General features: G+C 65.2%; 14 protein-coding genes. 4 read left to right on the forward strand and 10 right to left on the reverse strand.

Going from position 1 to position 12,577, the window contains the following annotated elements:
- Positions 1–105 precede the first annotated feature (105 nt).
- The 3 genes from EOA27_RS05500 to EOA27_RS05510 all read right to left on the reverse strand — a co-directional run bounded on the left by EOA27_RS05500 (position 106) and on the right by EOA27_RS05510 (position 4,079).
- On the reverse strand, positions 106–1,989 hold the full coding sequence (locus EOA27_RS05500) for an ABC transporter ATP-binding protein/permease (RefSeq protein ID WP_126078271.1): 1,884 nt from the start codon (positions 1,987–1,989) through the stop codon (positions 106–108).
- On the reverse strand, positions 1,989–2,324 hold the full coding sequence (locus EOA27_RS05505) for a metalloregulator ArsR/SmtB family transcription factor (RefSeq protein WP_126078272.1): 336 nt from the start codon (positions 2,322–2,324) through the stop codon (positions 1,989–1,991). The genes EOA27_RS05500 and EOA27_RS05505 overlap by 1 nt, the downstream gene beginning before the upstream one ends.
- Positions 2,325–2,633: 309 nt before the next feature.
- Complete coding sequence (locus EOA27_RS05510; protein WP_126078273.1) at positions 2,634–4,079, reverse strand: LysM peptidoglycan-binding domain-containing protein; 1,446 nt, start codon at positions 4,077–4,079, stop codon at positions 2,634–2,636.
- Positions 4,080–4,198: 119 nt separating this feature from the next.
- On the opposite strand from EOA27_RS05510, the gene EOA27_RS05515 reads away from it, so the two are divergent.
- Positions 4,199–4,810, forward strand: coding sequence for a TIGR00730 family Rossman fold protein (locus EOA27_RS05515; protein WP_126078274.1), 612 nt, complete (start codon positions 4,199–4,201; stop codon positions 4,808–4,810).
- 70 nt (positions 4,811–4,880) lie between these two features.
- On the opposite strand, the gene EOA27_RS05520 is transcribed toward EOA27_RS05515, so the two are convergent.
- Positions 4,881–5,765 (reverse strand): LysR substrate-binding domain-containing protein, encoded by an 885-nt coding sequence (locus tag EOA27_RS05520; RefSeq protein ID WP_189343190.1) that lies wholly within the window; start codon positions 5,763–5,765, stop codon positions 4,881–4,883.
- A gap of 118 nt (positions 5,766–5,883) precedes the next feature.
- Between EOA27_RS05520 and EOA27_RS05525 the strand changes: the two genes are divergently transcribed.
- Positions 5,884–6,174: a muconolactone Delta-isomerase family protein gene (locus EOA27_RS05525; protein ID WP_126078275.1), complete on the forward strand. Its 291-nt coding sequence runs from the start codon at positions 5,884–5,886 to the stop codon at positions 6,172–6,174.
- Between the two features lie 68 nt (positions 6,175–6,242).
- Here EOA27_RS05525 and EOA27_RS05530 read toward each other — a convergent pair whose 3' ends face one another.
- Together EOA27_RS05530 and EOA27_RS05540 are read right to left on the reverse strand one after the other, a co-directional pair.
- On the reverse strand, positions 6,243–6,587 hold the full coding sequence (locus tag EOA27_RS05530) for a hypothetical protein (RefSeq protein ID WP_126078276.1): 345 nt from the start codon (positions 6,585–6,587) through the stop codon (positions 6,243–6,245).
- Positions 6,588–6,905: 318 nt separating this feature from the next.
- The gene (locus EOA27_RS05540) at positions 6,906–7,637 is read right to left on the reverse strand and encodes a FadR/GntR family transcriptional regulator (RefSeq protein WP_126078277.1); all 732 of its coding nucleotides are present in this window, start codon (positions 7,635–7,637) and stop codon (positions 6,906–6,908) included.
- A gap of 153 nt (positions 7,638–7,790) precedes the next feature.
- Between EOA27_RS05540 and EOA27_RS05545 the strand changes: the two genes are divergently transcribed.
- Both EOA27_RS05545 and EOA27_RS05550 read left to right on the forward strand, forming a co-directional pair.
- A complete protein-coding gene (locus EOA27_RS05545; RefSeq protein WP_126083459.1) occupies positions 7,791–8,822 on the forward strand; it encodes an L-idonate 5-dehydrogenase in 1,032 nt (343 codons plus the stop codon).
- Positions 8,809–9,591: a glucose 1-dehydrogenase gene (locus EOA27_RS05550; protein WP_126078278.1), complete on the forward strand. Its 783-nt coding sequence runs from the start codon at positions 8,809–8,811 to the stop codon at positions 9,589–9,591. The genes EOA27_RS05545 and EOA27_RS05550 overlap by 14 nt, the downstream gene beginning before the upstream one ends.
- 16 nt (positions 9,592–9,607) lie before the next feature.
- On the opposite strand, the gene EOA27_RS05555 is transcribed toward EOA27_RS05550, so the two are convergent.
- The 4 genes from EOA27_RS05555 to EOA27_RS05570 form a co-directional block, all read right to left on the reverse strand.
- Complete coding sequence (locus EOA27_RS05555) at positions 9,608–10,090, reverse strand: DoxX family protein (protein WP_126078279.1); 483 nt, start codon at positions 10,088–10,090, stop codon at positions 9,608–9,610.
- A 233-nt stretch (positions 10,091–10,323) separates the two neighbouring features.
- On the reverse strand, positions 10,324–10,785 hold the full coding sequence (locus EOA27_RS05560; protein WP_126078280.1) for a tetratricopeptide repeat protein: 462 nt from the start codon (positions 10,783–10,785) through the stop codon (positions 10,324–10,326).
- Positions 10,786–10,820: 35 nt separating this feature from the next.
- Entirely contained in the window at positions 10,821–11,792 is a 972-nt protein-coding gene (locus EOA27_RS05565) for an MBL fold metallo-hydrolase (RefSeq protein WP_126078281.1), read from the reverse strand.
- Between the two features lie 218 nt (positions 11,793–12,010).
- Positions 12,011–12,220: a DUF680 domain-containing protein gene (locus EOA27_RS05570; protein WP_126078282.1), complete on the reverse strand. Its 210-nt coding sequence runs from the start codon at positions 12,218–12,220 to the stop codon at positions 12,011–12,013.
- Positions 12,221–12,577 lie beyond the last annotated feature (357 nt).

The following is a 12,577-nucleotide window of genomic DNA, read 5'->3' on the forward strand; positions in this document are numbered from 1 at the left end:
CTCCAGGGGAATGAGGCGTTGGCGTTCCCTGGAACACCCCTCAACCGTCTCGGCGCTGCGCGCCGATCCACCTTCTCCCACAAGGGGAGAAGGGGAAGCCGGCTCCTAGCTCACCTCCGCCGTTCTCCTGCGCACAATCACCCCAAGCTCGTCGCTTTCCCGCGCGATGCGCAGGCGCTCTTCGGCTTCGGTTGCCTCGCGCTGGCGGTCCCACATCGAGGCGTAGAGGCCGTGCTTGGCCAGCAGCGCCGTGTGCGTGCCGCGCTCGGCGATCTGGCCGTCCTTGAGCACGATGATCTCGTCGGCCGAGATCACCGTCGACAGGCGGTGGGCGATGACGATGGTGGTGCGGCCCTTGCTGACGAGATCGAGCGCCGCCTGGATTTCCTGCTCGGTCTGGGTATCCAGCGCCGAGGTCGCCTCGTCGAGCATCAGGATCGGCGGCGCCTTCAGGATGGTGCGGGCGATCGCCACGCGCTGCTTTTCGCCGCCCGACAGCTTTAGGCCGCGCTCGCCGACCATCGACTTGTAGCCTTCGGGCAGCTTGTCGATGAACGGGCCGATCTGGGCAAGCTCGGCGGCCTTGCGCACCTCCTCCTCGCTGGCGCCGACGCGGCCATAGCGGATGTTGTAGGCGATGGTGTCGTTGAAGAGCACCGTGTCCTGCGGCACCATGCCGAGCACGGCGCGCAGGCTCTCCTGAGTGACGTCGCGGATGTCCTTGCCGTCTATCAGCACCTGGCCACCCTGCACGTCGTAGAAGCGGAACAGAAGCCTGGAAATGGTCGACTTGCCGGCGCCCGAAGGGCCGACGATCGCCACCGTCTTACCGGCCGGGACCTCGAAGGAGACGCCTTTCAGGATCTTGCGGTTCGGATCATAGGAGAAATGAACGTCGCGGAACTCGACCTTGCCCGGGCCGACCTTGAGCGGCTTGGCGTCCGGCTTGTCGACGATCTCCTGGGGCACGTCGAGCAGGTCGAACATGTGCTCGATGTCGGTCAGGCCTTGCCGGATTTCGCGATAGATGAAGCCGATGAAATTGAGCGGCACCGAAAGCTGGATCAGCATGGCGTTGATGAAGACGAAGTCGCCGACGCTCTGCGTGCCGGCCTGCACTTCCAGCGCCGACATGCACATGACGATGACGGTGCCCAGGCCGAAGATGAGGCCCTGGCCGAAATTCAGCCAGCCGAGCGAGGTCCAGGTCTTGGTCGCGGCGATCTCGTAGCGCGCCATGGAGCGGTCGAAGCGCTCGGCCTCCATGCGCTCATTGGTGAAATATTTGACCGTCTCGAAGTTCAAGAGCGAGTCGATCGCCTTGGTGTTGGCGTCGGTATCGCTGTCGTTCATGTCGCGGCGGATCGAGATGCGCCAGTCGCTGGCCTTGACCGTGAACCAGACATAGAGCCAGACGGTGACGGCGACCACGGCGACATATTTCCAGCCATAGGTGAAGGCGAAGATGCCGGCCGTCAGAGCGAATTCGAGGATTGTCGGCGCCGTGTTCAGCATGATGAAGCGCACGATCGTCTCGATGCCCTTGGTGCCGCGCTCGATGATGCGCGACAGGCCGCCGGTGCGGCGCTCCAGATGGAAGCGCAGCGACAGCTCGTGCATGTGGACGAAGGTGCGGTAGGCGAGCTGGCGCACCGCATATTGGCCGACGCGGGCAAACAGCGCGTCGCGCAACTGGTTGAAGCCGAGCTGGACCAGGCGCAGCACGTTGTAGGCGATCACCAGCGCCACGGGCGCGAGCAGGAAGGCCGGCAGCGGCGGCGGGGTCTTGGAGGCATGGGCCAGCGCATCCGTCGCCCATTTGAAGAAATACGGGCCGGCGACCAAAGTGAGCTTGGCGACGACCAGAAGCAGCGTCGCCCAGGTGACACGGGCTCTGAGATCGGCGCGCTCGGCCGGCCACATATAGGGCCAGAGGTTGCGCAATGTGGTGAGGGTGCCGGCTTCGGCGGATACGGTCTTTTCGGCCACTAGTCTTGCCTTTTGGGTAAACTGCCGGGGCAGCAGGAAGCAACGAGTTGGTTGAGCGAGGCGGAGACGCCCGCAAGCGCGGTGTGGTCGACCGCGTAGCGCGAGCGCTGGCGGTCAGTCTCGAAGCGGACGAGCCCCGCCTCGACCAGGACCTTCAGGTGCTGCGAAACGGTCGATTGGGCGAGGTCGAGATGGTCGACCACCTCACGGCACGAGCAGCAGGAGCTGGCCGAGAGGCGTTTCAGGATCTCGATGCGCGCCCGATGCGAGAGCGCCGCCAGGCGCAGCGCGATGGCGCGGCTGTCAGCGCAACGGCTTTCGGGGGATACGGTCATCGTCCATCGCCGATAGACGATGGAGGATGAGAGGGCAAGCTAGGCGGATGGGTAGATTGAGGTGAGGCGCCCGCCATTCGCGTTCGTCATCCTAGGGCGGAGCGCCGCGCAGCGGCGCGCAGACCCTAGGATCCATGCCGTTACCTCAGAACATCCCGGCGTTCGAGAATTTTCACCTGTCCTGGCCGATGGCACTAAACAGCGCCATTTCTTTCTTCACCGCAGCACACTTCGGCGACTGTCACGGCATGGATCCTAGGGTCTGCGCGCGTCGCTTCGCCCTTGCTCCGCCCTAGGATGACGAAGTCGCTACTCCGTCTTCGGCGCTGTCATCTGCTCGCCCATGGCCTTCATGTCGGCGTCCTCGCCCTCCTTCGACTTGGACGGCACCTTGAACACCTGGCCGGGCCAGATGCGGTCGGGATCGCGGATCTGGTCCTTGTTGGCGAGATAGATGGTCGAGAAGCGCGTGCCATGGCCGTAGACGCGGCGCGAGATGCGCCAGAGCGTGTCGTTGCGGCGGATGATGACGGCGCTGTCGGCATGTTCGAGCTTCGGCGCGACCGTCTCGGCCACGTCGGCCGAAGGCGTCGCCTCGGAAACCTTGGCCGGAACCTCGGCGGGCTTGGCCGCTTCGGCCGTTGCCGCCGGCTTGGCTTCCGCGGCCTGGGATCCGGCGCCCTGGACCTGGGCGAGTTTGGTCTCGGCCGGCTTGGCCTCGCCGGTCTTCGTCTCATTTGGAGCGACGGCTGCGATCGACTCGCCGGGCTCGCGCTCGAACGGCACGGCGGCACGGGCGACGACCTTGACGCCGTCGCTGTCCAGGCCATCGACATGGATGGTGTAGTTGCCGACCGGGATGTCGCGGGTCGCTTCGATCAGGAAATGCCCGTCGGCGGAGGTCCGCGCATCGCCAAGCAGGATGGCGTCGGCATAGGCGCGCACCTTGCGGCCGGGATCGGCCGTGCCGGCGACGAAGATCTTGCTGCCGTCGATCTCGACCGCTTCGACGGCGATCTTGGGCTCCGCCGACGCCGAGGCCGTATCGGATGCAGCCGGAGCGGTCGTTGCGGGAGCCGTCGTTGCCGGAGCCTGGGCTGCCGGTGCCGCCTGGTCGGAGTCGGCCGGCGCCGCCGGCTTGGTCTCGGCCTCGGGCACGGTGATCAGTTGCGAGGCCTTGCCCGGTTCCTCGACCATCGCCAGAACCTGCCCGGTCGGGCTCTGCGGCACCGAAACGACGGCGGTCTGGGCCGAGGCGACGGCAGTGCCGCCAACCGTCTGGCGCAGCGTGATCGTATAGTCGCCCGGCTTCAGCGGATCGTCGAGCACGATGGCGAAGGCGCCGTCGGGGCCGGAATCGGTCGAGCCGAGCACCGTGCCGCCACTCAGGATCTCGACCTTGGCGTTGGGCGCGGCGCTGCCGGCGACGACGATCGAGCCGTTGCTTTCGACGCGCACGACATCGAAGGTCGGCAGCGTCGAACCGGCCGCGGCGGCCGGCGCCGTTGCGTTCTTGTTGGCCGGCGCCATCGTGTTGGCCGGGGCCATTGTGTTTGCAGGAGCTTGAGGCACGCGCGCCTCGGTGGTCGTGCTCGAGGATTCAGCCGGTTTCGCGCCGGTCTGCGGCAGCGCCGCGACCTGCGCTGGTTTCTGGTTGATGTAGGGATCGAGCGCGCCCGACCCGTAGGCGACCGCCGCCACGACGGCCACGCCGCCCGCCGCGAACAAGAACGCCTTAGAAGGATTGATAGCCATAATTTTATACTGCCCCCTTAGCCACCTAACGCCGGTCTAGCGTGTTTTCTCCAAGCTCACAAGAAAAAGCCCGTCCGCGGGCTTGACCCGGCCAACCGTCCCCATCACCAATCATCGTCATGAACACGATTCGATCCGTCTGCGTCTATTGCGGCTCGTCTCCGGGCCGCGACGAGGCCTATATCAAGGCCGGCCACACGCTTGGCCGCTCGCTTGCCAAATCCGGGTTGCGCCTCATCTATGGCGGCGGCACCAAGGGCATCATGGGCGCCGTCGCCGATGGCGCGCTCAGGGCCGGCGGCAAGGTCACCGGCATCATCCCGCGCTTCCTGATCAACAGGGAAGCGACCGAAACCGCGCTCGACAAGCTCGACGAATTGCTGATCACCGACAATATGCACGAGCGCAAGCACAGCATGTTCGAAAAATCCGACGCCTTTGTGGCGCTGCCGGGCGGCATCGGCACGGTGGAGGAGATCGTCGAGATCATGACCTGGGCGCAGCTCGGCCATCATCGCAAGCCGATCGTCTTCGCCAACGTCAAGGGGTTCTGGGATCCGATGCTGTCGCTGATCGAGCACATGTCGGAGGAAGGCTTCATACACACCGCGCATCGCGTGAAGCCGCTGGTGGTCAACGACCCGGAAGCGATAGTCGCCGCTATCATGGTGGCAGGCTCGTCCGTCGACGCGCCGACGGAAGGCGTACAGTCGGTGATAGATAAGATGTAAGGCAATAAGGCAGTAGGGGAGTAAGGCAGTATGTAAGGCTGCGGAAAATGCCCCCTACTGCCCTACTGCCCTACTGCCCTACTGCCTTCCTCAAATCCCCAATCACCGTCCGCCGATCATTCCTGCGCCATGCCAGATGGATCGACACGCTGCGCTTGAACCAGGGCAGGTCGCGGAAGATCACGCCCGGAGGTGCCGCGCTGCGCAAGCTTTCCTGGACCGTGGCGAGGCCGAGACCGGCGCTGACCAGGCCGAGCGACGTCAACGGATCGTTCGTCTCGTAAGCGATGTCGGGCATGAAACCGGATTCGGCGCAGGCCGCCAGGAACTGCGCGCGGTTGGTGTCGCCGGGCTGGCGCACGACGGTGATCCAGACGCGGCCGTCGAGCTGGCCCGGTTGGATGTCGGCAGCATCGACCAGCGGATCGCCCTGTGGCATTGCAAGCACCAGCGGCTCGCGCCGCACCAAGACGCTTTCAAGATCGGGATCGGCCTCCGGCGCGGGCGAGTAGACGAAACCGAGATCGAGCGCGCGCTGCCGTAAATCCTCGAACTGCGCGGCCGAGCGACTGCTGCGCAATTGCAGACGGAAGTCCGGCCGCGCGCGGCGGAAGTCCCGCAGCATGGCGGCGACCAGCCCGGCATGCACCGCGCCTTCGACATAACCGATGGCGAGGCTGCCTGTGGCGCCGCTGGCGAGGTTGCGGCCGAGCTCTTCCAGCCGCGCCGCATCGGCAAGCAAGGCGCGGGCCTCGGCAAGGAAGGCCCTGCCCTCGGCGTTGAGGTGGACGCGCCGCCTCGCCCGCTCGAACAAGGCGACGCCGAGCTGCTCCTCGAGCTGGATGATCTGCCGGCTCAAGGGCGATTGCGAAATGTGCAATTGCTCGGCGGCGCGGCCGACATTGCCGGCCTCTGCGACGGCGACGAAATATCTGATCTGGCGCAGGTCGAGCATTCTTTGGCCTCTCAATTCCAAGTCCTCAAAGGTCTGAACTTTATCCTAATCAGTCTTGGACAGTCTGGACAGCCGGCGCGATATCTCCCTCGTCACCCCAGCCACGAAGGAGATCGCCATGCAGTTCTTTGCCCTGCTCAGCCGCAACACCCAAAAATTCAGCGACGCCGATTTCGCGCCGCTGCTGCCGCCGGAGTCCGAGCGGCGAAAGGCGCTTTACGTGCAAGGCGCGGTGCGCCAGATCTGGAACCGTGGCGACATTCCCGGCAGCGGCATGATGTTCGAGGCAGCCGACGAGAAGGAAGTGCGCGGCCATCTCGCCACGCTGCCGCTGATCGAGGCCGGCATGATGGACATCACGGCGATCGTGCCGCTCAACCCCTATCCTGGCTTTGGGCCGAAGCGCTGAATCGAGCCTTATTCGTGAGGTTGCCGCATATTGGCGGCCTCACGGCCAGGCTTCCTGCATCGCGTTCACTAAAAGCCATGCCATCGCGAGAAGCGCGACGAGCAGCGCCAGCCGCAGCCCCGCGGATCGCGCCTGGCCGGTCTCCTGACGCTGAAGCCGGCGCCAGGTCTGGAATGCCGCGAAGAGAGTAAGCAGCGCATAAAACCCGGCCAGCATCCACAAGACCGCCCGCCGGATATCGGAATGCCGTTATTCTCGAGCACCTTGCCGATCAGCATCGCCGGTCCGGCGACGAACAAGGCAATGGCGATGCCGAACAGGAAGCCGATCATCGCGCCTGGAAAGGACGTCGCCGACAGCGCGACCAGCACCGCCAGGAGGACGAGCAGAGTGATGAACGCGCGCTGGCTCATGGGCCATTATTCCCCGACCGAACGCGGCGTAATGTACCAGTCTGACCTTAACTGCGCGCAACGGCGTGCCCCGTCTTCGAACCGTAGACCGGGGTGCGGCATGGCCGAGACCTGCGTTCCTTATCGGCAACGCAACCGATGCGGGCGTGAGTTCGGCCATCGTCCCTGGGCTGAAAACCCCGCCAAGCAAGACGACGCCGGTGATGGTCTCGCCGCAACGAAGAAATCGTCTCCAGCTTGCCGAGCGCCATTCTGGCGTGCCCATTGCCGCCGACACACAGCAGACCGGGACGACAGGCAAATTCCGGTCTGAACGATTCAGCCGGCACCAGTGAGTTCAGCGGCCGTGCGCACGCGGGCGAGCACCTCGCTCAGCATGTCGTGCATGGCCTTGCGGGCTCTTGTGGAGTCGCCGGACTCGATCGCCTTCAGCACCTTGCCATGCGCGTCGAGATCGCCCACCGGATGACCGAACAGCGCGTTGGTGGTCGGCACGCTGTACTGCAGCGCCGTGTGGATCAGCGCCGAGAGCGGCAGGAAGAAGCGGTTCCCGGTGGCGGCAAGCACCGCTTCATGGAAGGCGGCGTCCGACAAGACCGGATCGCCCTGGCCGGAGGAGGCCGCGCGCATCGCCTCGAAGGCCTCGCGGATGGCAGCGATCTCGTCCGGGTTGTTGCGGCTCGCGGCAATTGCCGCCGCCTCGCATTCGAAGCCCAGGCGCACTTCCAGAAGCTCGATGATGAAGTGGCGCGGTGTCGCGCTGGCGCGCAGCCAGCCCAGCACCGCGGGGTCCAAGAAATTCCAGTCCTTCAGCGGGCGGATGCGCGAGCCACGTCGCGGGCGGGTGACCAGCAGGCCTTTGGCCCACAGGATCTTCACCGCTTCGCGCGCCGCACTTCGGCTGGCGCCGAAGCGGGCGCAGATCTCCTCCTCGCCAATCAGGGTCGCGCCGGGCGGAAACAGCCCTCGGAGAATCTCGCGGCCGAGATTGTTGGTTATCTCGTCCGTCACCGACGCCGTCTGGTTGCCTGCCATTTTGTCCCGGCCCATTTGGTTCTGCTAGCAAGCGTCGGTGTTATCTTAGCAAGCCGAACCTGTCCATTATCATCTGATTTGTCAGATAAATGCAGTTGAAGGCATCGCGACTTTCCTGTTAGCTGTTGGGGGAAGCAGCGGAGAGCCGGTTTGTCGCCAACATCCTCGATGCGCGCGGTGGTGCTGCGCCGGCCGCTCGACCTCGACGTCGAGGAGCGCACAACGCCAGGGCCCGGCCCAGGCGAGGTACTGGTGCGCATTGCGCGCGGCGGCATTTGCGGCTCCGACCTGCATTATTTCCGCCATGGCGGTTTCGGCACTGTGCGCATGAAGGAGCCGATGATCCTCGGCCACGAGATCGCCGGCCGCGTCGAGGCGCTGGGCGCCGGCGTTTCCGGGCCGGCGGTGGGGACGGCGGTCGCCGTCAATCCCGCCAACCGTTGCGGCGTCTGCGCCTTCTGCCGGGCCGGGCAACCGATCCATTGCCTCGACATGCGCTTCCTGGGGTCGGCGATGCGCATGCCGCATGTGCAGGGCGGCTTTGCCGAACATCTCGTCTGCCGCGCCAAAAACGCCGTGCCGCTGGCGACGGGCTCCGACCCTACCGCCGGCGCGTTCGCGGAGCCTCTTGCCGTGACGCTGCATGCCGTCGCCCAGGCGCCGGTCTATGGCAGCCGCGTGCTGATCATGGGCGCTGGACCGATCGGCACGCTGCTGGTGCTCGCCGCGCGCTTTGCCGGCGCGCGCGAAGTCGTCGTCACCGATGTGCAGGACAGACCGCTGCAATACGCCGCCAAGATCGGCGCCGACCGCACGATCAATGTCGCCACACATGCCGAGGCGATGGACGGCTACGCCGCCAACAAGGGGTATTTCGACGTCGTCTTCGAGGCCGCCGGCCAGGGCGGGACGGTCGCCAGCGCCTTGCCTGTCATCAAGCCGCGCGGGACGCTGGTGGCCGTCGGCCAGGGCGCGACGGCGGAGCTTTCCATGTCGGTCATCGTCACCAAGGAAATCCAGGTGAAGGGCAGCTTCCGCTTCGACACGGAATTCGCCCTGGCGGTCGACCTGATCGGCTCGGGCCGGATCGACGTCGCGCCGCTGCTCAGCAACACGCTGCCACTCGCCGAGGCGCGAAAGGCCTTCGAGCTGGCCAGCGACAAATCGCAATCGATGAAGGTGCAAATTGCGTTCGACTGATTATCTCGGCCGTCTTTTCGGCCTCGAGGGCAGGCATGCCTTCGTCACCGGCGCCAGCCGCGGGCTGGGCCTCGCCTTCGCGGGGGCACTGGCCGCGGCCGGCGCGCGCGTCACGCTCGGCGGCCGCAAGATGGAGGAGCTGAAGGCTGCCGCCGACAGGCTGCGTGCCGAAGGCCACACGATCGCGGAGTCATTAATCGACGTCACCGACACCCAATCGGTCGATGCGGCAATCGCAGCTTCGGAAGCCGACACCGGGCCGATCGACATCCTGGTCAACAATGCCGGCATCCAGCGCCGCGCGCCGCTGGAGACTTTCTCCGATGCCGACTGGGACGCGCTGATGGCGACCAATCTCGACGGCGTGTTCAAGGTGAGCCGCGCCGCGGTGAAGGGCATGATCCAGCGCCGCAAGGGCGTCATCATCAATGTCTCCTCGGTGCAGAGCGCGCTCGCTCGCCCCTCGATCGCGCCTTACGCGGCGAGCAAGGGAGCGATCACCATGCTGACCAAGTCGATGGCCGGCGAATGGGGCCAGCACGGCGTGCGCGTCAACGCCATCGCGCCCGGCTATTTCAAGACAGAGCTCAACGCGGCTTTAGTCGCCGACGAGAAATTCTCGACCTGGCTCACCGGCCGCACGCCGATGCGGCGCTGGGGTGATGTCGAGGAACTGGCTGGCGCGGCGGTGTTCCTGGCATCGGATGCCGCGAGTTTCGTCACTGGTCAGACGCTGCTGGTGGATGGCGGGATCACCAGTGTGTTGTGAGCCTCATAGGCAACACTCAAACCGGTAGCCTTGTCTCCCCCACCGACAGATGCCGCTCGATGGGCGGATCGATCTTGGTGTCCTTCGCGAACCCGGTCAACACCCTGTCCACCGACAGCCTGCCCGCCCCGCTGAGCGCCAGGATGAACATGCCGCCGGCGATGGCGAGATCCTTCTCGAAATGGAGCAGTTCGTTCTGGCTGGCGAAATTGGTGTGGAAGAGGCTTGCCGTCATCAGGCAGAACAGGCCGAGCCCGATCGCACCCAGCCGCGCCAGGATGCCGAGCGCCACCGACAGGCCGGCGCCGAGTTGCAGCGCGATGGTGGCAATGAGCAGCGGCGTGCCGACGCCAAGCGCGGCCATCGCCTTCTGAGCGCCCTCGAAATGCGTCGCCAGTTGCAGTCCCTCATGCACGAAGATCAGGGACAGAAACAGCCGGCCGGCCAGCAGGACGACATCCCTGGCGTGCAGTTTTTCGGCAAGTTCGGTCGGTGTCATCGTTGGCTCCAATTCTTGGACGCAGGTAGCCGCCACGCGCCCGGGTGGACGCGCGCTCGAGGTTGAAAGGTCGGAGCCGGCGCGAGGGAGAGGAACGCCGGCTCCGGTTTTCGGGGGCTACCGCGGTGGCGCCCAAAAAAGTTGGCACTGAAGGGAGAGGGCAGCGCAAGGTCCCCTCTCCGGCCGCTTCGCGGCCACCTCTCCCCACTTCGTGGGGCGAGGAACGGGCTGAACTACTTCGTCACCTTCGTGTCGATCGCCTGCTTGAGGTCGGAAAGCTCCTCGCAGCCCGACGGGCACAGCTTCTCCAGTGAGGCGAGCTGCTCGTTGGCCTTGGCCATGTCGCCGGTCTCGACATAGAGCTCGCCCAGATATTCATGCGCGGCCTTGTGGTCGGGCTTAAGCTCCAGCGCCTTGGTGTAGTAGGTCAGCGAGGTCTGATAGTCGCCGGTCTTGCGCAGCGTGAAGCCGAGCAGGTTGTAGACGTCGGCCTGCTGGGTGTCCTGCGCCAGGTCGCGCAGATCGGCCAGCGCGCCCTTATAGTCCTTGGCGTCGATCTTGGCCTTCACCGCCGTCAGGTCGGGCGCATCGGCGCCTTCGATGTCGTCCACGGCATAGGCTGGAACGGCGATGGCGATCGGGGCCGCGGTCAAGACCGCAATGGCGCCGAGCGCCGCGAAAGTTAAGTGTTTCATTGGAGTGTCGCTTTCTGTTCACGATCCGAGTGAGATCAGATCTGGGTCGGGGTGAAGGCGTAGGCATTGCCGTCCTTGACGAAGCTGCCTGTGCCGGGGAACGGGAAGTGCGAGCCGCAGATGCGGACATTGTCGGCGATCACCTGGTCAATGATCCGGTGCCGCGTGGTGATCGCCGTCGGACCGTCCTGGTCGTAGGCGCCCTGCCATTCGGGATGCGGGGCAAGCAGCGCCGGCACGTACATGGTGTCGGCCGAGACGAGGAATTGCTCGGCGCCGGCATCGACATGGTAGACCGAATGGCCAGGCGTATGGCCGGGCGCCGCCATGAGGCGGATGCCGGGCACCACTTCCGCGCCATCGTCGACCAGCTTCCAGTTCTTCCATTTCGGAAAATTCTCGGCGATGCGCTTGCCCGCCGGCTTGCGGCCCTCGGGCAGCTTGGCGAGGCGGCTCGGATCCGTCCACCAATTGTATTCGGTGGCGTTGACGATCAGCTCGGCATTGGGGAACACCGGATCGTTGGTGCCCTTCTCCATCAGGCCCCAGACATGGTCCGGATGGAAATGCGAGATCAGAATGGTGTCGATCGCCTTGTAGTCGATGCCCGCGGCCTTCATGTTGGCCGGCAGATGCGTGGCGTTGGCCTGCCACTGGCCGACGCCGGAACCGGCGTCCATCATGATGGTGCGGCCGTTCATCTTGAGCACCACGACGGTGAGCGGAATCGGCATGAAGTCGGTGGTCAATCCTGCCTTGGCGAGTGCCGCCTTGGTGTCGTCGACCGAGACGTCCTTGATGAAGGCCGGGTCGTGGGGCTTGCGCCAAATGCCGTCATAGACGGCGGTGACCTCGAGCGAGCCGACCTTGTATTTGTAGAAGCCGACCAGCGGCTCGACCGGGGTTTCGGCGTGGGCCGCGGGCGCGAATTCGAGCTTGCCGGCAATGCCGAAGGCGGCAGCGGCGGCGGCTGATCCGAGCACCATGCGGCGTGTCATGTTGAACATCAGAAATCTCCTCTAGTGGCTGCGGGTTGCGTCAGGTTTCAGGCGGTATGAGAGATTGGCGGAGGGCCCGGTGCGACCCTCCGCCGGCTGCGGAAGCCGGTGCCGGCCGGTCCGACTGAAAGACCGACCGGCACAGGGGAGATCGGGACTTCGGCTCCGAGCCCTGCGAGGCGTGCCTTCCCCGCCCGGATCGGGACGTTCAGCCCCAAGCTCCTAGCTCAGCGACCCCAGATGCCCTGGCCAGGCTCATCCGCAGCGATCTTGGCCGCCGGCTTCATGTCGTGACGGTCCAGCTTCACGATGGAAGCAGTGGTGGTGGTGTCGACGGCGGCTGCGTGCTGGGCGGCCGCGGAGAAGTGGTCGCTGCCGGCAAAGGCGCCGCCGGTGGCAAGGAGGATGGCGACTGCGGTGAGGGCGATCTTGTTCATATGCGTATTCTCCGGGTTGGTTGATGCGTGCCTTGGGAGGATGGCCTCGCTACAGCCAAGACCCGGAAGGTTCGGGCTTTATTCCCGGGGGGCGGAGAATCTTTTCAGGGCGCGATACAAATCGCGACCCGTCCGGATGAAACGGGAAGCCGCGGCCAGTTAGCCGGCGTTAAGCATCGCTCCAGCTTTTGGGCTGAAAATAACCTGCCAAGCTGCCAGTGACGCAACTTGAAGCCGGTCCGGAAGTTTAAATTTAAGCACTTCCTGCTAGCTTCAACCGATGGATTTCTGTCCGCGAAAGGTATTCGTGTCGAATTGACCGGGACTGGTTTCAATATCGGCCGTATCAGACAGGCC

The organism is Mesorhizobium sp. M2A.F.Ca.ET.037.01.1.1, assembly GCF_003998075.1.
Classification (GTDB): Bacteria; Pseudomonadota; Alphaproteobacteria; order Rhizobiales; family Rhizobiaceae; genus Mesorhizobium.